The sequence below is a fragment of the Raineya orbicola genome, from assembly GCF_002843425.1.
Classification (GTDB): Bacteria; Bacteroidota; Bacteroidia; order Cytophagales; family Thermonemataceae; genus Raineya; species Raineya orbicola.
Window position 1 is genome coordinate 13,297 of sequence record NZ_NKXO01000018.1, and the last position, 24,572, is coordinate 37,868.

Here is a 24,572-nt window from a genome sequence, read left to right on the forward strand (position 1 = left end):
TTTTTCGGGTTTTTCTTTTTAGTGTAAATGCCATCTTACTCCTAAAAATCCTCTGATACCCTGCAAAGGTGCAAATCCATAGGCAGTATCAAAACTATCGCTGAAAGGATTTTGAGGATTAAAAAGCGGATTTTGAGGCATAAAATTCAGTAAGTTTTTTACGCCTGCATATATTTGCCACTTTTCTTTGACCGAAGTCGTAATTTGTAGGTTTTGTATGCTATACCAAGGTGATTTTTCAGGACGGAAGTCGTTTTCTACTTGAACCAAAGGCATAGGGCTGTACAAATTGCCTGTCCAATCAAGGGTAGTGCGAATTTTAGCAAAAGTATAACTTACGCTCCAAGTTGCCGAAAAAGGAGAAACTAAAACTTGATTTCGGCGTTCTTGCTCTTGTACAAAAGATTGCAGAAGCGTACAACCCAAATTCCAACGCAAGCCTTGTGGGCTTTGAAAATTTAAGTTACTTCCCCAGCCTCTCACTACTGAATAGCCTTGTAAGTTGTCATAAATAATTAAGTTATCATCTATTTCGTAGTTGGGCAAAATCCGATTGGTGAAGTACGTGTAAAAAAGATTGTTTTCCCAGGTAAGCAGGTTTTTGCCTGCAAGCAATGTTTTTTCATAACTTAAACTTACGTTCCAAGATTCTTCGGGTTTGAGCTGATTGGCAATTACTACTTGTCTTGCCCCAGTGAGAGCGGTGTGGTCTTCGGTAAAAAGATTGACTATTCGGAAACCTTTGCCGATATTGAAACGCAAGATGTTATCTTCATTAGCCGTAAATTTGTACGCCAAACGAGGCGTGAAAATATTGCCGTGAGCCGAGTTGTAATCGTATCGTAAGCCTATTAGAAGTGAGTTTTTAGGATTGAATTCGGTTTCGTTTTGTAGAAAAATGCTTGGTAAGTAGATTTTTGAGGGTTGGTTGCTATTGCCATCGGCGGTAGCTGTTGCGGGTGAGTTATCATCGTAAAAAGTGTAACGAAAAGCACTACCTGCAAGCAAATGATTACGATTATCTAATTTTTTCTCCCAAAGCATCTGAGCAAAAGCAATACTTTGTATAGCCTGATAAGGTGTATTTCCGTAAAAAGCATCTTGTAAGTGATGATTGAAAGAATATTGCAAAGAAAGTTTTTCAGAGGTAGGCAAGTCGTATCTACCGAGTAGTTCAAAGCGTTTGGTAAAAATGCTTTCGCCGTAAATTTGGTTAGAACCACGCAAAGACTCTGAAAAAGATATTTCGCCCCCTAAACGATTTTCATAAATGTACCGCCAAGCTATTGAAGTATTTTTTTTGTCTTTGCGTTCTACCTGCCATTTATTGAATATTGAAAAGCGTTTTTGCAAGGGAATATCTGTAAAATTATCAGCATTTACATCTCTTTTGCTATTGAATCCAAACACATTGGCACTCAACAGGGTAGAAAATTTGCCTATTTTTTGTGTAAAAGCTATATCAGCGTTGTATTCTTGATGAGAGGTAGCAAATACATCGGCACTGAGCTTTTCGGCTTGTTGTGGCGATTTGGTGATGATATTGATAAGTCCCGCAACGGCTTCCGAACCATAAAGCGTAGAGGCTGTTCCTTTGACAACCTCAACCCGTTTGATAAGACTTGTAGGAATACCACTGAAACCATATACAGTTCCCAAACCACTTACCATAGGCATTCCGTCAATGAGTACCATTGTGTAAGGGGCTTCCATTCCATTGATTTGTATGCCCAGCGTACCGCAAACACTGCAAGTAATTTGAGGACGTACCCCATTGATATATTGCAAAGCATCTGCAAAATTTGAAGTAGGGTTTTTCTGTAAAAAATTCTCGCTATACACTTCTACTAAAATAGGACTTTGGGTAGTTTCAGTTTCTCGCAATGTACCCGAAACTACTATTTCGCTAATATTTTCACTAATTGCGAAAAGTAATAAACTTTCATTTCTGCCATCATTTATTACAATTTTCTTGGCTATTGGTAAAATACCCACTCCTTGAACCCGAAGGGTATATTCTCCTATGGGTACATTTTCTATCAGAAAAAAGCCTGTGCTATCGGTTATGGTTGAAAAATTGGTTTTTTCTAACTTTACCATAGCTCCTACAATGGCTTGGCGGTTGAGGTCATCTTTTACAAAGCCTTGTAAAGTGCCTGTTTGAGCAAGTAAAAAATTGCTCAAACAGTAACTAAACAAAAAAGAAAGGTATTTTTCTATCATAATTCACCGTAATTATTCACTATACAAAAATAGAAATTCCGAATTTTAGGCAAATCTAAAAATTTTTATTGATAAGCAAAAATAAAAATATAGAATTTTAAAAAAATATTAAAGTTGTATGTAGAATAGCTTGAATTATGAGGGTAATCAATTGGTTTTCAAAAATTAAAGAAGCCCTCATTTTAAGTGAGGGCATCGGGGTTGTTCTACAATTTTACATTTTTCGGGCTCTTGTCATTTCACGCTTACCCAAGGCACCGGGTAATTTTTCTACTTGTAAGCCAAGCGTTTTCAAATCTCTGCGAAGTTGTCCTTTGGCAGAATAAGTAACCCAAAAAGCCCCTTTTCTCATAGCATTTGTAGTACGCCTGATTTGCTCTATTTCCCACAATTCGGGTTGTACATTGGGGGCGAAGGCATCAAAATACACAATATCAAAGATTGCATCGCTTTGGTATGCTTGCAAAGCAATTTTTCTTTTTTCCAAAACAAAATTATCTGCAATAGGAACAGGTTTATCCCATTCTGCTTGATGCATTGCTTCAAAATAGGTTTCTAAATGGCTATCAACTTGCTCAACATATCCCAAAGGCTTTATTTGCTCGTAGGTAAGGGGATAAATTTCCAAAGTTTGGTAGTAAATAGAAAGATTTTTCTGCAAGGCACTTTGTAGCGTGAGCAAAGCGTTCAGTCCTGTACCAAAGCCTATTTCCAAAATTCGGATAGTATCTTGAAAATTCGGATTTTCTGAAAGCCAATCGTGCAAGCCAGCCTGCAAAAATACGTACAGAGACTCTGCAATAGAACCATTCCGAGAGTGATAAGTTTCGTTGAGAGCTGTATTTAGGAGCGTTTTAGAACCATCGGTGGTAGTGTAGAGTGTGAGCATTTGTTTTTTGATTTTGAATTTTGCTTTTTTGCATAAATTTTAAGCATAACAAAATGAATGTTGCTATCGTACAATATAACGCAGGAAATGTACAATCAGTTTTATTTGCATTGAAGCGTTTGGGAGTTGAAGGAATTCTTACCGATAAGCCCGAAATTTTGCAAACTGCCGATAGAGTAATTTTTCCAGGGGTAGGAGAGGCAAGTTCTGCTATGAACTATTTGCAAAATAGAGGATTAGATAAGGTGATTAGAAGTCTTACCCAGCCTGTTTTAGGAATATGTTTAGGACTTCAACTGCTCTGCAAACACTCCGAAGAAGGAAATACAGAGTGTTTGGGTATATTTGACTTGAAAGTAAAGAAATTTCCTACTGATAGAGGTAGTAAAGTGCCTCACGTGGGTTGGAATAGCATTGAAAATTTAAGGTCGGAGCTTTTCAGCAATGTAGTTAGCGGTTCTTATGTGTATTATGTGCATAGTTACTACGCTGAAATAGGTTCAGCAACTATCGCCCAAACGGAATATATTTTGCCTTTTAGTGCCGCCCTGCAACATAAAAACTTTTATGCTGTGCAGTTTCACCCCGAAAAAAGTAGCAATATAGGAGAGCAGATTCTGAAAAACTTTCTACAAAAAAGCTGACTTTCTTTTGTCTTTGACAATCAAAAAATTGTAAAAAAATGTAGCAGATTTCAAAAAATCTGTAAATTTGCCACTCAAAATTTTATTTTGCGAAAAAAAGCGTTTTGTTTTACCGAAAAAAATATAAAATTTCTAAAACCAATGGCATATTTATTCACATCTGAATCGGTATCTGAAGGACACCCCGACAAAGTAGCAGACCAAATTTCTGATGCTATCCTTGATGCAATGCTCGCCCAAGACCCCAATTCGCGTGTTGCTTGCGAAACGCTGGTTACCACGGGGTTAGCTGTAATTGCAGGTGAGGTTACCACACAAGCCTACGTAGATATTCCCGAAGTTGTACGCCAAACCATTGAACGTATCGGCTATACCAAAGCTGAATATCAATTTGAATCTAAATCTTGCGGTGTAATGGTTACCCTTCACGCCCAATCGCCTGATATTGCTCAAGGTGTTGATGAAGGAAAAGGCTTGGATAAAGACCAAGGTGCAGGCGACCAAGGAATGATGTTCGGTTATGCTACCAACGAAACCCCTGAATATATGCCTATGGCTCTTGCTTTTTCACATAGAATTGTGAAAGAGTTGGCTCGTATTCGTAAAGAACAACCCGAACTAATGCCTTATTTACGCCCCGATGCCAAATCACAGGTTACTATTGAATACGATGATAAGGGCAAGCCTAAAAGAGTACATACTATTGTGGTTTCTACCCAACACGATGAGTTTGATACAGAAGCTAAAATGCTCAAAAGAATTAGCGAAGATGTAAAAAAACACGTCATTGCACGTGTTATTCCTGCGGAATTGTTGGATAAAAAAACCATTTATCACATTAACCCTACGGGAAAATTTGTAATCGGCGGACCTCACGGCGATACGGGACTAACTGGTAGGAAAATCATTGTAGATACTTACGGTGGAAAAGGGGCTCACGGGGGAGGAGCGTTTTCAGGTAAAGATTCTTCCAAAGTGGATAGAAGTGCCGCCTATGCCGCCCGCCATATTGCGAAGAATATCGTTGCCGCAGGATTGGCAGACGAAGCTCTGGTACAAGTAGCTTACGCAATTGGCATTTCTAAACCTGTTTCGCTCAATGTAAATACTTTTGGTACAGCCAAAATAAAACTCACTGACGCTCAAATAGCTGAAAAAATTGCTGAAATGTTTGATATGCGTCCCAAAGCTATCGTAGAACGCTTGGGCTTGAAAAATCCAATTTTTTCTCCTACTGCCGCCTACGGACACGTGGGCAGAGAGCCTTACAAAGCCAAAGTTGATGTTTCGTATGTAGAAGTAAAAGAAGACAAAAACAGCAAACAAGAAATCCGCAAGAAAACTAAAAAAGAAGTAGAGTTTTTCACTTGGGAAAAGTTGGATTATGTTGATGCTATTCGTAAAGCCTTTGGCTTAAAGAAAAAATAACCTGCAAACATCAGATTTTGTAAAAAAACCTATCAAGCTCTTCGGGTTTGATAGGTTTTGTTTTTTCAAACAATTTCATAAAGTTTTGGTTTCAAATAAAAAACATCTGCATTTATGGCTCATTTTACAAAGGAATCTTTGCTCACTTTGGAAACCTTGTACCGCCGAAACCTAATGAATACTCTACTCGGTTTCAAAAATGCTAATCTCATAGGCACAAGAGATAAAAAGGGGAATGAAAATCTTGCTATCTTTAATTCTTTGGTTCATTTGGGGGCAAATCCGCCTCATATTGCTTTCGTAATGCGACCTACCACCGTAGAAAGGCATACCTATGATAATATTCACGAAACAGGGTTTTATACTTTCAATCACGTACATACAAGTTTTGTAGAAAAGGCTCATCAGACTTCTGCTAAATACCCCAAAGAAGTTTCAGAATTTGAGACTTGCGGTTTGACACCCATTTACAGAAATCATTTTCCTGCTCCTTTCGTAGCCGAAAGTTCAATTCAGATAGGAATGAAATTCGTAGAAGCCGTTTTTATTCCCACAAACGAAGTGTATTTGATAATTGGCGAAGTGCAAGAATTCTTTGTGCCTGATGATTGCTTGCGTTCTGATGGTTTTATTGATTTGCAAAAAGCAGGAACAGCAGTGGTGAGCGGTTTAGATGCCTACTATGAAGCACAAGCAATAGCCCGATTCAGCTATGCACGTCCTCAACAAGAATTGAAAAAAATTTAAGATTGAAAAGAAAAGCGACAACACCAATTTATTATGATGTTGTCGCAAAATTTTGTTTTATACAAGTTCTTCTTCGGCGGTGAGTTTGGCTATGTAGTAATCTCTATTCATACGAGCTATGTTGCGAAGTGAAATTCCTTTGGGGCATTGAGCTTCGCAAGCCCCTGTATTGGTACAAGAGCCAAAGCCTTCGACGTCCATTTGGGCAATCATTTTTTGCACACGGCGTTTGCGTTCGGCTTGCCCTTGTGGCAATAAGCCTAAATGAGCTATTTTTGCGGCTACGAAAAGCATAGCCGAAGCATTTTTGCAAGAAGCTACACAAGCTCCGCAGCCAATACAGGTAGCGGCATCCATTGCTTCGCTGGCTACGTGTTTAGGAATAGGAATTTCATTAGCATCTACGGTTACGCCTGTATTTACGGAAATAAACCCTCCTGCCTGAATGATGCGGTCAAATGCACTTCTATCTACTACCAAGTCTTTGATAACAGGGAAGGCTTTGGCACGCCAAGGTTCAATATAAATGGTATCGCCGTCTTTGAAGCTACGCATATGTAGCTGGCAAGTGGTAGTTTGCTTGGGTCCGTGGGGCTGTCCGTTGATAAACAAACTACACATTCCGCAAATACCTTCTCGGCAGTCGTGGTCAAAAGCAACGGGGTCTTCGCCTTTACGAAGCAAATCCTCATTGAGTACATCAAGCATCTCTAAAAAAGACATATCGGGGGAAGCAGTAACTTTGTACTCCACCATTCTGCCTTTGTCGTTTTTATTTTTTTGTCGCCAAATTTTGAGGGTCAGATTTAATTTTTGGGTGCTATTACCTGCCATAGTTGTAATAGGTTTGGTTCGCTATTAAAAATAACTGTTCAGTCTAATTGTTTGTGAGTTGGCACAATATTAAAATAATTTTTAGCTAAAATCAATCTAAATAAGTGAAATTTTAAGGCAAAAATATACTACAAAGTAGGGTTAAATAATAGCTAATCTTGCAAATACACATCTAGTAACCCTTCGGGCAGAGCAACGTGTAGCTTTTTTTCTTTCCTATCTACTTGCAGAATTACTTCATCATTGATAGGAATGAGTATTTCTTTGCCTTTGTAGAGAATTACTATGAGAGCTGTTTGCGTAGTAGTATAAACATCTTTGACTTCTGCTAAATCGCCTAAATTTTTATCTACTACCCAAAATCCAATAATTTCGTGGAAATAAAACTGCTTTTCGCCAAGTTCGGGTAAAAAAGAAAGTGGCAAAAAGAGTTTGTAACCTATAATTTCTTGGGCTTGTTCAATGCTATCAATGTTTTTGAGTTTGAGCAATGCGGTTTGAGGTTTGTTGGGTAATAGCCGTATTCCTTCTACTTCAAATTTTTGGAGTTTTCCTTCTATTTCCACCCAAACTTCTTGCAGTGTTTGGTAATCTTCGGGATAATCTACATCTAAAAAAATACTCAATTCTCCGTAAAGAGCGTGAGTTTTTAAGATTTTACCTAATTCAAAACAATCATCTTGGCGTAAGTCAGACATATATTTTGACATTTAGACATAAGATATAAAACACCAGACACGAGTTTTTTTAGGTACGAATAGGCATTTCAGGGTAAGGGATAAGGTTTTCTATCAAAAACACAATGCTTTCTTTTACAAACAATGAAACTACAATAATAATCGTTCCAACCAAAATACCTACTGCTATGTTATTCTGACTAATTTCCTGTAATTCATCTATTTCTGTATTGATAAAATTGAATAAGTACATACCCAACACTACCACAGCAAAAGAAAAAATATAACCCAAAAGAATAAAAATTAGGGTGTATTTTAATGCTCCAAAAAATACCGCCGTAGTTTCTGTTTCTGTGGTTCTTATGATATTGACCGCCTTAAAAATAGGCTCGCCTAATCCTGAAATGATGTAGCCCACCGAAAAAATAACCGAAGCCAAAAGCACAGCAAAAGAAACATTTTGAGGGGTAATCTGGTACTTACGGCGAATAAAACGAATAAAAATTCTTGTTGTGCTGAAAGTTACCAAGACTGCTAAAAGGAAGGTCATTATCAGATGTAAAATTGCTAAAAACAAACTAATTTTCATATATTTTCAGGAATTTAAGGGTTTTTAAGTAAACCTAATAGAATTGACATAAAACAATGCAATTCGCACAAAGATAATTTTATTTTTTCAAAAATCCTTTTCATATTTGCTCAAAGTTTTGTAAATTTTGAAAAACTTTTACAAAGAGCAATGAGCCAACTAAGTAAAAATTTACGTTATTTACGCCATATCAGCGATTGTACTCAGGAAGAGTTTGCTCAAATTTTGGGCATTAAGCGTTCAGCTTTGGGTTCGTATGAAGAGGGCAGAGCCAATCCGAATTTTGCTGTAATGATGCAAATTAGCAAATTGTTCGGTATTACTATTGAGCAACTGATGTCGGTTGATGTAAGCACTTTGGAAGTGAGTCCTATTAAAGTTCCTGAAAAGATAATCGTAAATAGCGAAGGAGAAACAGATGAGCCTTTGAGTGAGGAGATTTTAGAAGTATTACATAAAGAAGAAATCCATACCGAAAAGCCTGAAATTGAAGCCAAAAGTGATTGGCGAGCATTAGAAAAAGAAAAAATTCACCCTGAAACAAAAAAAATTCGTAGGGAAGAGAAACACGAAGAAATTAAAGAAAAATTTTATCCTACGCTTGATGACGGCTTGTTTTCGGAAGAAAATCAGACCGAGTTTTTTACAGATACGGATAAAGGCGATATTCCTTTTGTTAAGCAAAATAATCTTATCAATTATTTGGCTCATTACGCTGAAAAGCAGTTTGTGGAAAGTTTGCCGAAAATTCAGATAAGCCTGCTTCCTAAAAATCAGGAATACAGAGCTTTTGAAATGGACAAATCTTTTCCTTTGGAAAAATCTATTTGTATTGGTTCGTATCTTAAAAATTGGTACAATGTGCAAACAGGTGAAACCTACCTGTTTCTTACCCAAAAACAAGGCTTAATTTACGGAAAAGCTGAAAATCGTTTGAGAAATGAAGGTTACATTGCAGTTTCAGGACTTTCGCAACATTACAAAGTGTATTTGCGTGAAATTTTTGAAATTTGGCAGTTTCAACTTTTTTTGAGTGCAGGTAAAATTGAAAATATCTGATGAAAGAAGGCGTTTTCTTACGCAGAAACAAAAAAAAATGGGAAGCGATTGAGCAAGAAACCCGCAATGTAAGTTCTGTTCACCCTGATAGACTTGGTGAAATTTTTATAGAACTTTGTGATGACCTTTCCTATGCTCGTACTCATCATAGCAATAGCCCTATTGCCAAGTATCTCAATACCCTTACAGCACGCATACATCAAACAATCTACAAACAGCAAAATATCCGTTTTTCGCAAATCGCCCAATTTTGGACAAGAGATGTACCACTTGTAATGGTTTCTGTGCGTAAGCAAATGCTGGTGAGCTTTGTAATTTTTGCAATCTCTTGTGCCATAGGTGTAATTTCTACTCTCAACGACAAAGCAGGCGAGTATGAATTTGCACGAGGTATTTTAGGAGATGCTTATGTGGAAATGACATTGCAAAACATTAAAGAAGGCAAGCCAATGGCAGTGTACGAAAATAAAGAGTCTATCCCTATGTTTCTGGCGATAGCTTACAATAATATTCGTGTGGCTTTTATGAGTTTTGCTTGGGGAGGTTTTGCAAGTATTTTGGGGGTGTATGCTTTCTTTTTTCTTTCCATTGGTTCGGCTTATATTCTTTTTGTGAATGGTGTAATGGTAGGAACATTTCAGACACTTTTCTACAAAGAGAATTTGCTTTGGGAATCGGCAAGTGTGATTTGGCTACACGGCACTATTGAAATCTGGTCTATTGTTTTAGCAGGAGGGGCTGGTATTGTAATGGGGAATAGTATTTTTTTCCCTAAAACTTACTCTCGTCGTGAGTCTTTTAGGCGAGGGGCAGAAAAAGCGGGAAAAATAATGTTGAGCCTTTTGCCTTTCATTACGCTTGCCGCCTTTATTGAAAGTTTTGTTACGCGTTATGCAGATATGCACGTTATTCTGAAATTGCTTATCATATTAGGTTCATTGGCTTTGGTGGTGTTTTATTTCGTGATATATCCTTTTATAGTAGAAAAACGCGAAGAAATGCGTAAAGAGCAAGAAAAAATAGAGTTACCGAGCGTAGAACTAAACCGATAAAGATTTGTTACGGAGTTGAGAATAAGATATTGAGGCTTCTACAAATTTTCAATCTGTTTTTGTTTTCTTATGTCACGTTTGAGTTGTCGGAGTTCTTTGCGAGCTGTTTTTCGTTTTTTATTTTTTTTTTCAGCATATCGGGCTAATTTTTCCAAATATTCTCTTGCTTTTTCTAATTTTCTTTGCTGGCGGTAATACCTATACAGCCATTCCAAAGCAGTGTGGTAATATCCTGAATCATAAGCCTTTATACTTTCTGCAAAGAAAATAACTTTCTCAAAATACTCAATGGCTTTTAGCGTATCTTTGCCAATGTGTGTTTGGGCTAAAATGTAAGAAGCAAAACGACCACTAATAGCCTCATAACCAAATTGTTTTTTTTCAATTCTTGCTAAAATTTCTTTAGCAAGAGTTTCAGCTTCATCGCTACGTCCCATAAAAAAAGTACTGATAGCGTGAATGCGGTGAAAATAAGGGTTTTGAGGATAAGTTTCGTACATTCTTTTAGCAATGGGGGCAACTAAATGGGTTTTCCCTTCGCCATTGTAAATAAACATCAGAAAATAATTCGCCATTACACGCGTATAAAAGGCTTTACGAGCTACTTCATCAAGTTGTTTGATGCCCAGCTCTTTATTACCTTTGGGGAAGGCGGCTACAATGGGAGCAAGAAAAGGATAATTTTCGGGTATCCATTCGGCAAAATAATTGTAAAGTCCATCACCAAACAAAAATTCAGGGCTTAATGCATTGATTTCCTTGCCTCTACGCATATTACGCAAGGCATTTCTGCCCGCAGAAGCGGCTTTGAGCCACTGCTCGCGGTCGGCGTGTAATCTGCCCTTAAAACCATACGCCGCCGCCAAAAAAAAGGAGGCTTCCACGTTTTTGGGATTGGCTCGGTACAAATTTTCAGCTTTGCTTAGGGTTGTATCAATATAGGCTAAAAAAGTATCATCATAGGTGTTGTTATCAGTATCGGGCATAATTTTCCACCACTGGCTCAAAGCCATTAGAAAATAGGGGAGAGGGTGCTGTGGATAGCGTTTGCGTATTTGCAGAAACTCTTTTTCGGCAGTCTGAAACTGAAAATTATACATTTGGTCAAGAGCATCGGCAAGTTCAGCTTGTAGGCTTTCGTCCATCAGCAAAATAGGGGGAATGGTATCTAAAGCAGAATTAGCCTTGCTTTGTGCAAAAACGTTTTGAGGACAGAAATAAAACGAAATTAGCAAGATTTTACAAGTAATAAAACGAATTATTCTGTTTTCTAAAATATGCAGATATTGAGAATTTAGCATTTTTTTTAGTTTAGGTGCAGAAATGGTAACCACTTTATATTACCGCTTGATTGGGTTTTATTGTAAATATTCCCCTTCAAAGCTACAATTTTTGCACTTACTTTGCAAGTTTTTTATATTTGCACACAAACCGAGATTTTTGATGAAAACACTGGATTTGGCATTGCAAGGCGGAGGCTCACACGGAGCTTTTACTTGGGGAGTTATAGAAAGGCTTTTGGAAGATGAGCGGTTGCAAATTGATGGCTTGTGTGGGACGAGTGCAGGGGCGATGAATGCAACTGTTGTGGCTTATGGCTTAATGCAAGGCGGTAGAAAAGGTGCGATTGATTTGCTCTATAAATTTTGGAAAAAAATTGCTGATGAGCAAAAGTTTTCATTTATACAACCCAGTCTTTACGAAAAATGGTTTGGTGATAGTGGAAAGTTGGATTATTCGCCTGCTTATCAGATTTTGGATTTCTTTACAATGGTGTTTTCCCCCTATCAGTTCAATCTTTTAGACTACAACCCTTTGGAAAGTATTTTGGAAAACTTAATAGACTTTGAGGCTCTCAAATCGTATAAGGGCTGTAAGTTATTTGTGTGTGCTACAAATGTTTGCACGGGTAGAGCAAAGATTTTTTCGGGTGAAGAGATTAGTCTCAAAGCGGTGATGGCTTCGGCTTGCTTGCCTTTTTTATTCAAAGCCGTAGAAATTGATGGCAACTACTATTGGGACGGAGGCTATATGGGTAACCCACCCATTTTTCCGCTTATCAATGATACTGAAACCTCCGATATTTTACTCATACAAATCAATCCGATACGGATTAAAGATGTGCCTCGTACTGCTGATGAAATTCGCGACCGCATCAATACATTGAGTTTCAATACCAGTCTAATGCACGAAATGCGGCGTGTAAATCTAATACAACGTCTTTTGCAACTTGGGTTGAATTTAGATGGAAAGTCGCGTAAAATCAATATACACCACATCAATCCCGAAGAACTGATGAGCGAAATGAGTGTTTCCAGCAAACTCAATGCTGACTGGAAATTTCTTTTGCGTTTGCGTGCTTATGGCAGAGAAGCCGCCGAAAAGTGGCTTTCTGAAAATTATGAAAAAATCGGCGTAGAATCTACTTGTAACTTAAAGGAGGTATTTTTGTAGTCTGTGATTAGTAAGGAACACATACGGCTTATTTTTGGCTTAAAAATCAAGCAAGCAAGGCAAGAAAAAGGGCTTTCTCTTTCCGAACTTGCTCAAAAAACAGGTATTTCTGTTTCGTATCTCAACGAAATTGAAAAGGGCAAAAAATATCCTCAAAGTGAAAAAATTGCTACGCTTGCCGAAACTTTGGGCGTAAATTACGACTGGCTTGTTTCGCTCAAACTCAATAAAAAATTATTGCCGCTTAGCAAATTGCTGGCTTCGGGCTTTTTTGAGGAATTTCCACTTGAAATTTTTGGCATTGAGCCTGCTCAATTTTTAGAAATCCTTGTTAATGCCCCCGATAAAGTAACGGCTTTTATTAGTACACTTCTGGAAATAGCCCGTAGTTATGATATGCAAATTGAAGAGTTTTACTTTTCAGCTTTGCGTTCTTATCAGGAAATGCACGAAAATTATTTTGCAGATATAGAAGCAGAAGCAAAAAAATGTAGAGAAATTTATTTTGCGGCAAGCCAAATACCTCAAACGCAAACCCTACAAAAAATTTTAGAGGAAAAATTTCATATCCAAGTACAAGAATTTGAATTTGAGCCTTCTCTCCAACATTTACGTTCTTTACTGAAAGGTAAAACCTTGCTTATCAATCGTTTGCTTAATGAGGAGCAAAGACGTTTTGTGCTGGCACGTGAATTAGGGTATGCCATACTTAAACCAACTCACAGAACATATACTTTTTCTTGGGTTGAGGTAAAATCTTTTGAAGAAGTTTTGAGCAACTTTCGGGCATCATATTTTGCGGGGGCATTACTTTTGCCTGAAAATGAGTTGCTTGCAGATTTAGATGTTTTTTTTAGCAAAGAAAATTTTGAGGCGGATTTTCTGATAAACTTACTTGCTAAATATCACGTCAGCCCTGAAACTTTTTTGTATCGCTTTACAAATTTATTGCCAAAGCATTTTGGTTTGAATGAGCTTTTTTTCTTGCGATTTGATAATGCCGAAAATCAATTCAATCTCACCAAAGAGCTTCATCTTTCGGGCTTACACAATCCTCACGCTTCGGCACTTGGAGAGCATTATTGCAGGCGTTGGATTTCCATTAGTATTCTGCAAGATTTACAGCAAAAGCCTAATCCCGAAAGAGAAATTTTGTGTAAGGCTCAAATTTCGGAATATTACAATTCGGATAATCGTTACTGGGTGCTGGCAATGGCTCGCTCTCTTTCGCCTACGCCTGCTCTGAGTAGCGTAGCGGTAGGTATCAAAATTACTTCTCACTCTCAAAAAGTAATTCAATTTCTACAAAATGGTGCTTTATTGGTCAGAAAGGTAGGCGAAACTTGTGAGCGTTGCATTGCTCACAACTGCCCCGAAAGAGCCGCCAAAGCTACTATTTTACAAAAGTTAGAAAGACAAAAAGCAAGCCGAGAAGCTATTGCTAGATTGTTGTTGTGAGAAATAGAATGGGTATTTGAAACTTTGAAACAAATTCCCTCTTAAAAGTGTTACACTACACAATATAACTTACATTCATTATTCTGCAAGATATGTCAAAATTTTTGCGATATTTCAAGGTAGGTGAAGTTTTTGTGTATTTTATCAGAGTATTCAAAAAACACGACCCTCGCTATCCTATCAATCAGAACATTCGGATAATGCACGGTATCAATCGGATTTCTATTGTGATGTTCCTAATTTGTCTGGTAGTGATTTTCGTAAGAAGATGCACCTGAAAAATGTTTGATAGGATTGTAGCGAAAGCCAATTAGCGTAATATCGTCAGTTTGAGCTTCGTTTGCTTCTTTTTTCCATAAATATAAATTTTTGGAAAGTAAGTCTTTTTGTTGCTCTACGGGTAAGAAGCTAAACTCTTTGAGCAAACTTTTGAACTGCTTTGAGCCAAATTTCTTGTTTTGTTTTCCGCCAAATTGATCTTTGAAGCCATCGGAAGCCATATAGAAATAGGTGGGATATTCTAAATAAATTTTATGTTCGCTGAATGGCTCTGATCCTCGGAAATTACTACCTACCGAACTCTTGTTGGCTTCTAATACGTGTAATTGATATTCTTGCACATAATACAATGGTATGCCCGCTCCTGCATAATACATCATATTTTTGCCTCTATGAATAACTAAAACACCCAGTTCCATTCCGTCAATGAGTTGATTGACTTCTTTGTGCAAACGAATAAGGGTTTCTTGATGCATTTGCTCCAAAATTTCGGCGGGTTGTATGATGCCTCTTTCGTGAACTACTACATTGAGGGCATTTACCCCCAAACTGCTCATTAAAGCTCCGGGAACACCGTGTCCTGTGCAATCACCTACGGCAATAATAAGTAAATCCTCTTTTTCTGCTATCCAATAGAAATCGCCACTTACGATATCTTTGGGCTCCCAAATTACAAAATATTCCCCCAGAAGCCTATCCAGCATCGCTTTGCTGGGTAGCATAGCTTCTTGAATAACCAAAGCATATCCAATACTTTGAATAAAATCTTGGTTTTTCAGCTCAATTTCTTGGTTACGGACTTCAATTTCTTTGTTTTGAGCTACAATTTGGCGATTGGCTTCTTCTAATTCTTTCAAAGTATTTTTAATTTCATTATTTTTTTCAGCAAGTTGATAATTGATTTTATTGATTTTGCGATTGTTCAGGAAAATCCAAATACCTCCCAAAAGTACAACAAACGAAAACACCAAACCCAAAATCCGAATAATTTGCTCTTTTTGAAGCTTTTCTTTCAAGATTTGGTTTTCACTTTCTTTTTGCTGTAAATCAAAACGAACACGCATCTGGTCTATTTGCAGCATACGTTGGTTGCTGAAAATGGTATCACGCAGAGCTTGCCTTTTTTTGTAGTAGAAATAGGCTTTATCAATATTATTTTGCTTTTCGTAGAGTTCGCTCAGAAATTCGTAGATATTGCTTTCTTGCTCTTTGCTTTGAAAGTTTTTGGCAATTTCCAAGGCTTCCATCAAAGGTTTTTCGGCTTCTTTGTAGCGTTGGGTGCGAATAAAGACTTTGCCTATATCTTGCAAAGAAGAAACTTTGGCTGTGGCATCATTTTGATTGATAGCGATATTCAAGGCTTTTCGGTAGTATTCCAAGGCTTCGTTGTATTTTTCACGAATAGCTAAGACATCTCCTACTCTATTGAGTGCCGCTCCTAAATCTTGCTGATTGCCTAAATCTTGTCTCAATACAAGACACTTTTGAGCCATTTCTTCGGCTTTTTCTAAATCGCCAAGTTTCTGAAAAGCCTCGCTTAAACGAATGTATGTATAGGCTTCACCTCGCTTATCTTTGAGCTTCTTAAAAATCTCTTGGGCTTTCTGCATAAATTTGATACTCTCGGCGGTATTACCCGTTAGGCGGAGTAAATCGCCCAGATTGTTATTAGCATATGCAATTTCTTGTAAGTTTTGATACTTTTCGGCAATATGAAGAGCTTCGTAAAACTTTTTCTCGGCTTCGGGAAAGTCGCTAATATTGCGATATAAAACACCTCTATGATTGAATATTCTCGCTAAAATAGCTTCATTTTTTAGCTCATTGGCAAGATAAACGGCATCTCTGTTGTATTCAAAGGCTTTGTTGATATTGGAATTGCGATACTGCCAACCCAATTCTATCAAGATTTGCAAGCGTATGCTATCAGGTTTGGGGTGCTTTTCAAGCTCTTTTTGCAAACTATCAATGAGGGCTTTTTTCTGTGAAAAAAGCGGCAAGGCAAATATCCAAACTATCCCCAATACAAACCAACGCATAAAATAACTTCTCTAAGATTGCCCAATTAAATTTGAATAGTTTTTCCCCAGTTTTCAGGGTTTTTACGCCATTCTTGCAAAATAGCCATTGCCTTTTCATTTATCAAATCCCGCTTCATTGCTTCTACAATAACATCTTGAAAAGTGGTAAGTGAAATAAATGGTACATTTAGATTTTCAAAAACTTTTTCGGCTTGTTCAAAGCCATAGTTCATTACAGAAACAATTCCAAGTACCTCATAATTCGCTTTTTGAAGAGCCTCTATTACTTTTGCCGAACTGCCTCCCGTAGAAACCAAATCTTCAATAACAACTACTTTTTGATGAGGCGTTATTTTTCCTTCAATTTGGTTGCCCAAGCCGTGTTTTTTGGCTTCCGAACGCACATATACCAAGGGCAAATTCATTGTATCGGCAATGAGTGAGGCTTGTGGAATGCCTGCGGTGGCTACCCCTGCAATACATTCTACTTTGGGAAAATAATGCTCAATAGCTTGAACAAAAGCATTTTTAATAAAAGTGCGTATTTGCGGAAAAGATAGCGTAAGGCGATTATCGCAATAAATAGGTGAAAGCCAACCCGAAGCCCACTGAAAAGGTTCATTAGGACGTAGGCGTATCGCTTCAATTTCTAAAAGATAGCCCGCTATTTGTTCTGATATTTTTCTCATTGGTTTTTCTCACTTTCTATAACAAAAATAATATTGAATTTTGTTTCAAAAAATAGTTTTATTTCCAGGTAAGCACTAAAATTCCTGCAATAATTAGCAAAGCTCCAAGTAGTATTCGCCACGTAAAAGTTTCGTTCAAAAAGATAAAAGAAAGCAAAAGCGTAATGAATATGCTTCCTTTATCAATAAGGGCAACTTCTGAAACAGAACCTATCTTAATAGCTTTGTAGTAGAAAATCCACGAAAGCGAAGTGGTAAGTCCTGAAATACCCAAAAATAAAATGTCTTTTTTAGTAAGATTTGAAAAATCTTTTAATGAATTGAAAGCAAAGATATTGAGCCATACAAAGGTAAATACAAAAATTGTTCTAACAGCCAACCCCGTATCTCCTGAAACGTTTTTCAAACCTGTTTTGGCGACAACAGAGGTAAGTCCAGCAAAGAAGGTAGCTATCAGGGCGAATACGTGGTACTGTTTCATTTTATCTACCTCGTTTCAAATTGCAACGACTAATAGATTCTTGATAAATCTGAATATCATTATGATTGAGCGAGAGATTGATAGCCTTCTGGTAATGCTCTATGGCTTTATCGTAATCACCAAGTATTTCATACATTATAGCGTATTCATTGTAAATTTGATTCATAGCGATACCCGGCTGTTGCATAGCTTTCTCCAAATGAACTTTCAACTCTTCAAATTTATTCATAGTAGAAAGACAAATCGCATAGTTGATATAAGCAGGTAGATATTCGGGCGAGTTTTCCAAAGATTTCTTGTAATACTCTTCTGCTTTGAGATAGTCTTTCATTTTGGTTTCATAAATCCAGCCCAAATGATTATAGGCTCTGCCATAAGCGGGATTGAGTTGAATGATTTCTTGCAATTTGCTAATAGCATCACCTATGCGATTTTGCTTGATAAGCTCATCTGCTTCAAAGAACATATTATCTAATTCAGCATTTTCATAATAGTTACTCATACGATTTGTTTTTTTTGAGTTTATAGGAAAGTTTTACGAATATCACAAGAGGAGCGAACCCCAATACTATCGTAGTGTAGGTCAAGCCACTCGGAGGCATATTTTCTGCCCATCTGAAACAGATGTTCAATAAATTCCCAAGTGGCATTGAGCTTGCTGGAAACGTTGTATTCGGCAATATCTTTTTCGGGGTTGATTTGATGAATAAAAATACGCCTGAATTTGCCGTCAGGGTTGATACCCATATCCAGCAGTCTATCAATGAAAGCAACTTTACGCATTTCAAGCATCAGAGGCGTATTGAAGCTAATTTCATTGATGCGGTCGCGAATAGCGGCGGCTTCTGTGGGGCTTTTTTCAATATGAATAGGATTGATTTGCACGATGAGAATATCGCTACAATTTGTGCCATCAATGAGAGGAAACATAGGCGGATTTCCCATATAGCCTCCGTCCCAGTAGTCTTCGCCGTCAATGGTTACGGTTTTGAACAAAAAAGGCAAACAGCCCGAAGCCATTACGGCATCAATGGAAATATTTTTCAGGTCAAAAACTTTGGCTCTACCTGTGCGTACATTGGTAGCACAAACAAAAAGTTTGGTTTCTTGGCAAGATTTAAGCCTCTCAAAATCTACAATTTCTAAAAGTACATCTCGCAAGGGGTTGTAATCCATAGGATTGAACTGAAAAGGCGAGGAGAACATTGAAAGGAACTCAAAATACAAAAAACCCGGTGAGTAATCCATATTCCCTTCGCTATTGAGTTTATCAAGCCAAGTAGGTTGCAAAAGCGAAAAACGTGAGGACTCTGAAATTTTTGTCCAAAATGTATGTAAAAGCTCTCGAGCTTTCTCTCTCCCTCCAAGCATTAAACCGTACGCAAGCACGGTGGCATTCATTGCTCCTGCACTGGTGCCGCAAAAGCCGTCCAGTTTCAAATTATCCTCTTCTAAAAGTCTATCTAAAACTCCCCAAGTAAATGCTCCGTGAGAGCCACCCCCTTGTAAAGCCACTGCCAAGTGCTTTTCTTGGGTACGATTTTTACTTACACTTTTCTTTGCCATAGCATTTTTTGCGAAAACTAAATGGTTTTTCTGAAAAGTGCAATATTTTTTGCGTAAAAATCTGTTTCAAAAACAGCAAATCAACAAAAAATCTTTAATGCTTGCAGAGAAATCTTGCCTTCGTAAATAGCTTTACCGATAATTACTCCCTCTACACCAATATTTTGTAAAGCCTCAATATCTTGCAAAGAGGCTACTCCACCGCTTGCAATGAGTTTCAGAGAAGAGGATTTTTGTAGAATTTTCTGATATAAACTGGTGGCTGTTCCTTGTAAAAGTCCGTCTTTACTTACATCAGTGCAAATAACGTATTGTATGCCTTTTTTTTCGTAAAAATCCAAAAAATCCCAAATACTTTGGCTTGCTACTTCTTGCCAACCGCTTACGGCAATTTTTTCATTCCGAACATCTGCCCCTAAAATAATACGTTCTGCCCCCAGCTTTGCTATCCATTTTTGCACTAATTCGGGGTTTCGGACAGCAATACTGCCTGCTGTAATTTGCTTTGCTCCTGCATCAAAAACTTTCTGCAAATCCTCATCAGATTGAACGCCTCCGCCAAAATCTATGTGTAAAGTCGTTTGGCTTGCAATTTGTTCTAAAACTTTCAGATTGATGACTTTTTTAGCTTTTGCTCCGTCTAAATCTACTAAATGCAAAAAACGAAAGCCCGCCGCCTCAAACTGCTTAGCAACTTCCAGCGGGTTTTCGTTGTAAATCTTTTTTTGGTTGTAGTCGCCTTGAGTAAGCCGAACACACTTGCCCTCAATAATATCTATGGCGGGAATGATACGCATTTTCAAAATTATTGTTGGGGTAAAGAAATAGATTTCAGGGCGTTTTCCAGACGTTCTACTACTTCATTTTTACCTAAAATTTGCATAATGGAGGCTAAATCGGGTCCTGCACCTACCCCTGTAAGCGTTACACGCAAAACAGGCATTACTTGTCCCATTTTCAATCCTCGTTTTTCGGCTTCTTGGTGTAAGGCTTCTTTGGCTTTTTCGCCTGTAAAATCGCTTTCTTGGGAAAACTTTTCTTTGAGCGAAGCAATTACTTCAGCGGTTTGCTCATTCCATTTTTGCTTGATAACATTTTCATCATAAACAGCGGGTTTTTCAAAGAAATAACGAGCTTCCCGCCAAATATCATCAGGGAAAGTAGCACGCTCTTTCATTACCTCGCAAATAGAAATAAGTTGATCTTCGTTATATTTGGCATAATCTATACCTGCCTTTTGCAAGCCTTCTGTAAGGTATTTGAGCAGTTCTTTGCCTGATTTCATTCGCAAATATTGCTGATTGAACCACTTGGCTTTTTCAATCTCAAATTTTGAACCCGATTTACCTATACGCTCCACAGAAAATAGTTGAATAAGTTCTTGCATAGAAAAAATCTCTTGATTTGTACCGGGGTTCCAGCCTAAAAGAGCTAAAAAATTGATAATCGCTTCGGGTAAATATCCTGCTTCGCGATAGCCGATAGAACCTTGCCAAGTGAGTGGGAAAATCGGAAAGCCCATTGCTTCGGCATCGCGTTTGGAAAGTTTGCCGTGGTTTTCTTGAATGATTTTGCCTTTGGCATCTTTGAGGTCGGGTTTGAGGATTAGTGGTAAATGGGCAAATTCGGGGTGTTCCCAGCCAAACATTTGGTATAAAAGTACGTGAAAAGGAGCCGAAGGTAGCCACTCTTCGCCACGAATCACGTGGGTGATTTCCATTAAGTGGTCATCTACTACATTTGCAAGATGATAAGTAGGCATTCCGTCAGATTTAAGAAGAACTTTGTCGTCCAAAGTAGCACTTTCCACAGCCACCCAACCTCGTATCAGGTCTTTGAAGCGAATAGTTTGCTTGGCGGGTACTTTCAGACGTATTACGTAAGGTTCGCCGTTTTGCAAGCGTCTTTCTACTTCATCAGCAGGCAAGGTGAGCGAATTTTTCATCTGCATACGCGAAACCATATTGTAAGAGGTACTTTTTGCCTTTGCCGCCTCCAACCGCTGACGCATGGCTTCCAGCTCTTCTTCGGTATCAAAAGCGTAGTAGGCACTGCCATTTTCAATCAGTTTTTTTACATATTCCTGATAAATCGCTTTTCTTTCTGATTGGCGATAGGGGGCGTGTTTGCCACCTTTCTCGGGACTTTCGTCTGCTTCAATGCCTACCCAACGCAGAGCTTCAATGATATACTCTTCTGCACCTTCTACATAGCGAGTTTGGTCGGTATCTTCAATGCGTATGATAAAAGTTCCGCCTGTTTGTTTGGCAAGTAAATAATTGTAGAGAGCGGTACGTACCCCGCCGATATGCAAACCTCCCGTAGGACTGGGAGCAAAACGAACTCTCACAGGTTTCATTCTTGTACAGCTTAATTTTTTAGGACTGCAAAGTTAGCGTTTTTTAGGATACACTTGCAGGAAATTTCAAAAAACTTGATTGCAGATTTGTAGGATTGAAGCGAAAAAGATATTTTTGCGGAAATTTTGAGCAATTAGGCCCCGTAGTTCAATGGATAGAATAGAAGTTTCCTAAACTTTTGATGTGGGTTCGATTCCCGCCGGGGCTACAAAAAATTTCCTTATCATTCTGTACGAAAAGCCTATTTTTCACGCTTTTTCAGTGAGCCAACTTGCAATTTTTTGGAAATATTCTCCAAGTTACGTATTTTCACACCAAATTTTTTTTCAACCATAAACTTTACGGAAAATGCAGTTTCAATTTGATGTAGCCGTTATTGGTTCGGGTCCGGGCGGATACGTAGCCGCTATTCGTTCTGCTCAATTAGGTTTCAAAACCGCAATCATTGAAAAATACAATACACTTGGAGGTACTTGCCTAAACGTGGGTTGTATCCCTTCCAAGGCTTTGCTTGATTCATCAGAACATTATTACAATGCCTTACATACCTTCGCCGAACACGGCATTAAAGTAAAAGAAGTAAAAGTCGATTTTGAGCAAATGATAAAACGCAAATCCGAAGTTGTGAAAATGACTTGCGATGGCGTTCAGTTTTTGATGAATAAAAATAAAATCAGCGTTTTTAATGGCATAGGCTCTTTTGTAGATAAAAATACACTTAAAATCACGAAAGCCGATGGCTCTGCCGAGCAAATTACGGCTAAAAATATCATTATTGCCACAGGCTCTAAGCCTGCTACCTTGCCCGGCGTACAGATTGATAAAAAACGCATTATTACCTCTACGGAAGCATTGAGCTTAGAAAAACTCCCTAAATCAATGATTGTCATTGGGGCAGGTGTGATTGGGGCAGAGTTAGGTTCGGTATATGCTCGCCTTGGTACCAAAATTACAATGATAGAATACGCAAGCTCTATGATTCCCACAATGGACGGCACAATGGGAAAAGAACTTTTCAAAGCTACCAAAAAATTAGGAATAGATTTTCACTTCAATCATAAAGTTACTTCGGTAGAAAACACAGGCAAGGAAGTCATTGTAAAAGCTGATAACGCCAAAGGAGAAAGTCAAGAATTTAGAGCAGAATATTGTTTAATTTCCATAGGTAGAAAACCTTACACCGAAGGTTTGGCATTGGAAAATGCAGGTCTGAAAACTGATGAAAGAGGCAGAATAGAAGTTGATGAACATTTAGAAACCAAAGTAAAGGGGATTTACGCCATAGGCGATGTGGTACGTGGAGCGATGCTTGCCCACAAAGCCGAAGAAGAAGGCATTTTTGTTGCTGAAACTATTGCAGGACAAAAACCGCATATCAATTATTTGCTTATTCCGAACGTGGTTTATACTTGGCCCGAAGTAGCGGGGGTAGGTTATACCGAAGAAGAACTCAAACAAAAAGGTATTCCTTACAAGGTAGGACAATTCCCTTACAGAGCATTAGGCAGAGCCAGAGCCAGTATGGATATTGATGGACTTGTAAAAGTGCTTGCTCACAAAGATACAGACGAAATTTTGGGTATGCACATCATTGGGGCAAGAGCCGCCGATATGATTGCCGTTGGAGTTACAGCTATGGAGTTTAGAGCCTCTGCCGAAGACATTGCCCGTCAGAGTCACGCTCACCCAACTTATATGGAGGCAGTGAAAGAGGCTTGCCTTGCCGCTTCCGAAAATAGACCTTTGCATATTTAGAATTGTATTGGGGGCTTTACTGAATAGTGAAGCCCTCTTTAGAATGATTTTTTGATGTGTAAAGCAAATACTACCAATTTCGCAGAGCAATTACACATCTTTCTTGTGAAAGTTTCTGAATTTCATCGGCAATATTCAGTTCTGTTTTGGCGTCGTGAAAAAGTCTTAGATATTCTTTTTTGAGTTCTTTGCGTTTCATTGCTTCTAAGAAGCGTCTTATTTCGTCTTCGGTTTCAAGAAGCAAGCGAGGTACAAGGGTAGGTTTGCCTGTTTCATCTTTGGCAACCATCGTAAAGTAGCTAGTGTTAGTGTGCCTTTGCTCACCTGTTTTGATGTTTTCAGCGGTTACCTTGATGCCTACCACCAAAGAAGTTTTTCCAACATAATTTACTGATGCGGCAAAACGCACCAAATCGCCTACTTCCACAGGGCTTAAAAACTCAACATTATCCACTGTTACGGTTACGCAATACGCCCCTGCGTGTTTAGAGGCACAGGCATAAGCTACTTTATCCATAATAGAAAGTAGAATACCGCCGTGAATTTTCCCACCGAAATTGGCATAAGCAGGTATCATCAGTTCTACAAGTTCGGTTTGCGAGTATCGTACAGGCAAAATGTCGGCAATCATACCAGTAAAATTTTAACAAAATAACTCAAAAAATTAAGAAGGGCAAATCTTTTTTAGAGAAATTTCCATTTGAAAACTAATAAACGTTTTTCAAACTTTCCTGCTGTATTTGGCTTTTACAATAAAAATGTTTTTCTTTGCGTTAGCAAGAAAACATAAGAATTTCTGTGAAAATTTACACTAAAACAGGCGATAAAGGGCAAACCTCTTTGGTAAGCGGGAAAAGAGTAGCAAAGTTTCATTTACGCATAGAAAGCTACGGAACCGTAGATGAGCTAAATTCTTACATAGGTTTGGTTCGCGACCAAGAGGTGAATGAAAAACGTAAAGATATTTTGAAAGAAATTCAGGATAGACTTTTTACGATTGGCTCACTTTTGGCTTCCGAGCCAGAAAATCAAAAAAAGAAAGTTCCTGATTTACTGGAAACTGATGTAGAGCTTTTAGAAAAAGAAATTGATAAAATGGACGAAGAGTTGCCTGCTATGCGATTTTTTATTTTGCCCGGTGGGCATACTGCTATTTCTTTTGGGCATATTGCTCGTACGGTTTGTCGCCGTGCTGAAAGATTGGTACTAAAACTTTCTCACGAAGAAGAAATCATCGCAGGAGAGTTGATTGTTCGTTATTTGAACCGACTTTCAGATTATTTGTTCGTACTTTGCCGAAAAATGCACCAAGAATTAGGCATAGACGAAATACCTTGGAAACCTCGCATCTAAAACAATTAAAACAA

Annotated in this window: 24 protein-coding genes and 1 tRNA gene; 11 read left to right on the forward strand and 14 right to left on the reverse strand. The window is 38.1% G+C overall.

Annotated features, from left to right (window positions below; translation table 11 throughout):
• Positions 1 to 18: 18 nt before the first annotated feature.
• Entirely contained in the window at positions 19 to 2,199 is a 2,181-nt protein-coding gene (locus tag Rain11_RS06655) for a TonB-dependent receptor (RefSeq protein WP_243390553.1), read from the reverse strand.
• 238 nt (positions 2,200 to 2,437) lie between these two features.
• Complete coding sequence (gene mnmD / locus Rain11_RS06660; RefSeq protein WP_101358573.1) at positions 2,438 to 3,112, reverse strand: tRNA (5-methylaminomethyl-2-thiouridine)(34)-methyltransferase MnmD; 675 nt, start codon at positions 3,110 to 3,112, stop codon at positions 2,438 to 2,440.
• Between the two features lie 53 nt (positions 3,113 to 3,165).
• On the opposite strand from mnmD, the gene hisH reads away from it, so the two are divergent.
• The 3 genes from hisH to Rain11_RS06675 all read left to right on the forward strand — a co-directional run bounded on the left by hisH (position 3,166) and on the right by Rain11_RS06675 (position 5,931).
• Positions 3,166 to 3,756, forward strand: a complete 591-nt coding sequence (gene hisH / locus Rain11_RS06665) for an imidazole glycerol phosphate synthase subunit HisH (protein WP_101358574.1) — start codon at positions 3,166 to 3,168, stop codon at positions 3,754 to 3,756.
• Positions 3,757 to 3,897: 141 nt separating this feature from the next.
• Entirely contained in the window at positions 3,898 to 5,184 is a 1,287-nt protein-coding gene (gene metK, locus Rain11_RS06670; protein ID WP_101358575.1) for a methionine adenosyltransferase, read from the forward strand.
• 114 nt (positions 5,185 to 5,298) lie between these two features.
• Positions 5,299 to 5,931: a flavin reductase family protein gene (locus Rain11_RS06675; RefSeq protein WP_101358576.1), complete on the forward strand. Its 633-nt coding sequence runs from the start codon at positions 5,299 to 5,301 to the stop codon at positions 5,929 to 5,931.
• Positions 5,932 to 5,988: 57 nt separating this feature from the next.
• Here the strand turns inward: Rain11_RS06675 and Rain11_RS06680 are convergent, their stop codons facing one another.
• The 3 genes from Rain11_RS06680 to Rain11_RS06690 form a co-directional block, all read right to left on the reverse strand.
• Positions 5,989 to 6,765, reverse strand: coding sequence for a succinate dehydrogenase/fumarate reductase iron-sulfur subunit (locus Rain11_RS06680; RefSeq protein WP_101358577.1), 777 nt, complete (start codon positions 6,763 to 6,765; stop codon positions 5,989 to 5,991).
• A gap of 152 nt (positions 6,766 to 6,917) precedes the next feature.
• Positions 6,918 to 7,463, reverse strand: a complete 546-nt coding sequence (gene rimM / locus Rain11_RS06685; RefSeq protein ID WP_101358578.1) for a ribosome maturation factor RimM — start codon at positions 7,461 to 7,463, stop codon at positions 6,918 to 6,920.
• A 49-nt stretch (positions 7,464 to 7,512) separates the two neighbouring features.
• On the reverse strand, positions 7,513 to 8,031 hold the full coding sequence (locus tag Rain11_RS06690; protein ID WP_101358579.1) for a DUF350 domain-containing protein: 519 nt from the start codon (positions 8,029 to 8,031) through the stop codon (positions 7,513 to 7,515).
• Between the two features lie 150 nt (positions 8,032 to 8,181).
• Between Rain11_RS06690 and Rain11_RS06695 the strand changes: the two genes are divergently transcribed.
• Together Rain11_RS06695 and Rain11_RS06700 are read left to right on the forward strand one after the other, a co-directional pair.
• On the forward strand, positions 8,182 to 9,090 hold the full coding sequence (locus Rain11_RS06695) for a helix-turn-helix domain-containing protein (protein WP_101358580.1): 909 nt from the start codon (positions 8,182 to 8,184) through the stop codon (positions 9,088 to 9,090).
• Positions 9,090 to 10,142 (forward strand): stage II sporulation protein M, encoded by a 1,053-nt coding sequence (locus tag Rain11_RS06700; protein WP_101358581.1) that lies wholly within the window; start codon positions 9,090 to 9,092, stop codon positions 10,140 to 10,142. Before Rain11_RS06695 ends, Rain11_RS06700 begins: the two co-directional genes overlap by 1 nt.
• A gap of 38 nt (positions 10,143 to 10,180) precedes the next feature.
• On the opposite strand, the gene Rain11_RS06705 is transcribed toward Rain11_RS06700, so the two are convergent.
• Positions 10,181 to 11,443 carry a tetratricopeptide repeat protein gene (locus tag Rain11_RS06705; RefSeq protein WP_101358582.1) on the reverse strand — a complete coding sequence of 421 codons (1,263 nt, stop codon included), beginning with the start codon at positions 11,441 to 11,443 and terminating at the stop codon, positions 10,181 to 10,183.
• 142 nt (positions 11,444 to 11,585) lie between these two features.
• Here Rain11_RS06705 and Rain11_RS06710 point away from each other — a divergent pair, with 142 nt between their 5' ends.
• The 3 genes from Rain11_RS06710 to Rain11_RS06720 all read left to right on the forward strand — a co-directional run bounded on the left by Rain11_RS06710 (position 11,586) and on the right by Rain11_RS06720 (position 14,332).
• A complete protein-coding gene (locus Rain11_RS06710; RefSeq protein WP_101358583.1) occupies positions 11,586 to 12,596 on the forward strand; it encodes a patatin-like phospholipase family protein in 1,011 nt (336 codons plus the stop codon).
• A 3-nt stretch (positions 12,597 to 12,599) separates the two neighbouring features.
• A complete protein-coding gene (locus Rain11_RS06715; RefSeq protein WP_101358584.1) occupies positions 12,600 to 14,054 on the forward strand; it encodes a helix-turn-helix domain-containing protein in 1,455 nt (484 codons plus the stop codon).
• A gap of 92 nt (positions 14,055 to 14,146) precedes the next feature.
• Positions 14,147 to 14,332, forward strand: coding sequence for a DUF6728 family protein (locus tag Rain11_RS06720; protein ID WP_101358585.1), 186 nt, complete (start codon positions 14,147 to 14,149; stop codon positions 14,330 to 14,332).
• On the opposite strand, the gene Rain11_RS06725 is transcribed toward Rain11_RS06720, so the two are convergent.
• The 7 genes from Rain11_RS06725 to gltX all read right to left on the reverse strand — a co-directional run bounded on the left by Rain11_RS06725 (position 14,291) and on the right by gltX (position 21,449).
• On the reverse strand, positions 14,291 to 16,372 hold the full coding sequence (locus tag Rain11_RS06725; RefSeq protein WP_101358586.1) for a tetratricopeptide repeat protein: 2,082 nt from the start codon (positions 16,370 to 16,372) through the stop codon (positions 14,291 to 14,293). The two genes, Rain11_RS06720 and Rain11_RS06725, sit on opposite strands and share 42 nt — an antisense overlap.
• Before the next feature lie 26 nt (positions 16,373 to 16,398).
• Positions 16,399 to 17,043: an orotate phosphoribosyltransferase gene (gene pyrE, locus Rain11_RS06730; protein ID WP_101358587.1), complete on the reverse strand. Its 645-nt coding sequence runs from the start codon at positions 17,041 to 17,043 to the stop codon at positions 16,399 to 16,401.
• Between the two features lie 58 nt (positions 17,044 to 17,101).
• On the reverse strand, positions 17,102 to 17,524 hold the full coding sequence (locus Rain11_RS06735; RefSeq protein ID WP_101358588.1) for an EamA family transporter: 423 nt from the start codon (positions 17,522 to 17,524) through the stop codon (positions 17,102 to 17,104).
• A 1-nt stretch (position 17,525) separates the two neighbouring features.
• Positions 17,526 to 18,026, reverse strand: coding sequence for a tetratricopeptide repeat protein (locus tag Rain11_RS06740; RefSeq protein WP_101358589.1), 501 nt, complete (start codon positions 18,024 to 18,026; stop codon positions 17,526 to 17,528).
• Positions 18,027 to 18,046: 20 nt separating this feature from the next.
• Positions 18,047 to 19,090, reverse strand: coding sequence for a patatin-like phospholipase family protein (locus tag Rain11_RS06745; RefSeq protein WP_101358590.1), 1,044 nt, complete (start codon positions 19,088 to 19,090; stop codon positions 18,047 to 18,049).
• A gap of 80 nt (positions 19,091 to 19,170) precedes the next feature.
• Positions 19,171 to 19,887, reverse strand: coding sequence for a 1-(5-phosphoribosyl)-5-[(5-phosphoribosylamino)methylideneamino]imidazole-4-carboxamide isomerase (gene hisA, locus Rain11_RS06750; RefSeq protein ID WP_101358591.1), 717 nt, complete (start codon positions 19,885 to 19,887; stop codon positions 19,171 to 19,173).
• A gap of 8 nt (positions 19,888 to 19,895) precedes the next feature.
• Positions 19,896 to 21,449, reverse strand: coding sequence for a glutamate--tRNA ligase (gene gltX / locus Rain11_RS06755; RefSeq protein WP_101358592.1), 1,554 nt, complete (start codon positions 21,447 to 21,449; stop codon positions 19,896 to 19,898).
• A gap of 137 nt (positions 21,450 to 21,586) precedes the next feature.
• On the opposite strand from gltX, the gene Rain11_RS06760 reads away from it, so the two are divergent.
• A tRNA-Arg gene (locus tag Rain11_RS06760) sits at positions 21,587 to 21,658 on the forward strand.
• Between the two features lie 140 nt (positions 21,659 to 21,798).
• Complete coding sequence (lpdA, locus tag Rain11_RS06765) at positions 21,799 to 23,205, forward strand: dihydrolipoyl dehydrogenase (RefSeq protein ID WP_101358593.1); 1,407 nt, start codon at positions 21,799 to 21,801, stop codon at positions 23,203 to 23,205.
• A gap of 70 nt (positions 23,206 to 23,275) precedes the next feature.
• Here lpdA and Rain11_RS06770 read toward each other — a convergent pair whose 3' ends face one another.
• Entirely contained in the window at positions 23,276 to 23,836 is a 561-nt protein-coding gene (locus Rain11_RS06770; protein ID WP_101358594.1) for an acyl-CoA thioesterase, read from the reverse strand.
• Between the two features lie 167 nt (positions 23,837 to 24,003).
• Here Rain11_RS06770 and Rain11_RS06775 point away from each other — a divergent pair, with 167 nt between their 5' ends.
• Entirely contained in the window at positions 24,004 to 24,558 is a 555-nt protein-coding gene (locus Rain11_RS06775) for a cob(I)yrinic acid a,c-diamide adenosyltransferase (protein WP_101358595.1), read from the forward strand.
• Positions 24,559 to 24,572 lie beyond the last annotated feature (14 nt).

Coding starts and splice junctions, on each gene's coding strand:
- Rain11_RS06770 (WP_101358594.1), bottom strand. CDS start 23,836: ATGATTGCCGACATTTTGCCTGTACGATACTCGCAAACCGAACTTGTA.
- Rain11_RS06675 (WP_101358576.1), top strand. CDS start 5,299: ATGGCTCATTTTACAAAGGAATCTTTGCTCACTTTGGAAACCTTGTAC.
- Rain11_RS06680 (WP_101358577.1), bottom strand. CDS start 6,765: ATGGCAGGTAATAGCACCCAAAAATTAAATCTGACCCTCAAAATTTGG.
- pyrE (WP_101358587.1), bottom strand. CDS start 17,043: ATGAGAAAAATATCAGAACAAATAGCGGGCTATCTTTTAGAAATTGAA.
- Rain11_RS06690 (WP_101358579.1), bottom strand. CDS start 8,031: ATGAAAATTAGTTTGTTTTTAGCAATTTTACATCTGATAATGACCTTC.
- metK (WP_101358575.1), top strand. CDS start 3,898: ATGGCATATTTATTCACATCTGAATCGGTATCTGAAGGACACCCCGAC.
- rimM (WP_101358578.1), bottom strand. CDS start 7,463: ATGTCTGACTTACGCCAAGATGATTGTTTTGAATTAGGTAAAATCTTA.
- Rain11_RS06740 (WP_101358589.1), bottom strand. CDS start 18,026: ATGAGTAACTATTATGAAAATGCTGAATTAGATAATATGTTCTTTGAA.
- Rain11_RS06720 (WP_101358585.1), top strand. CDS start 14,147: ATGTCAAAATTTTTGCGATATTTCAAGGTAGGTGAAGTTTTTGTGTAT.
- Rain11_RS06695 (WP_101358580.1), top strand. CDS start 8,182: ATGAGCCAACTAAGTAAAAATTTACGTTATTTACGCCATATCAGCGAT.
- Rain11_RS06700 (WP_101358581.1), top strand. CDS start 9,090: ATGAAAGAAGGCGTTTTCTTACGCAGAAACAAAAAAAAATGGGAAGCG.
- Rain11_RS06745 (WP_101358590.1), bottom strand. CDS start 19,090: ATGGCAAAGAAAAGTGTAAGTAAAAATCGTACCCAAGAAAAGCACTTG.
- Rain11_RS06705 (WP_101358582.1), bottom strand. CDS start 11,443: ATGCTAAATTCTCAATATCTGCATATTTTAGAAAACAGAATAATTCGT.
- Rain11_RS06735 (WP_101358588.1), bottom strand. CDS start 17,524: ATGAAACAGTACCACGTATTCGCCCTGATAGCTACCTTCTTTGCTGGA.
- gltX (WP_101358592.1), bottom strand. CDS start 21,449: ATGAAACCTGTGAGAGTTCGTTTTGCTCCCAGTCCTACGGGAGGTTTG.
- hisH (WP_101358574.1), top strand. CDS start 3,166: ATGAATGTTGCTATCGTACAATATAACGCAGGAAATGTACAATCAGTT.
- Rain11_RS06710 (WP_101358583.1), top strand. CDS start 11,586: ATGAAAACACTGGATTTGGCATTGCAAGGCGGAGGCTCACACGGAGCT.
- mnmD (WP_101358573.1), bottom strand. CDS start 3,112: ATGCTCACACTCTACACTACCACCGATGGTTCTAAAACGCTCCTAAAT.
- hisA (WP_101358591.1), bottom strand. CDS start 19,887: ATGCGTATCATTCCCGCCATAGATATTATTGAGGGCAAGTGTGTTCGG.
- Rain11_RS06725 (WP_101358586.1), bottom strand. CDS start 16,372: ATGCGTTGGTTTGTATTGGGGATAGTTTGGATATTTGCCTTGCCGCTT.
- lpdA (WP_101358593.1), top strand. CDS start 21,799: ATGCAGTTTCAATTTGATGTAGCCGTTATTGGTTCGGGTCCGGGCGGA.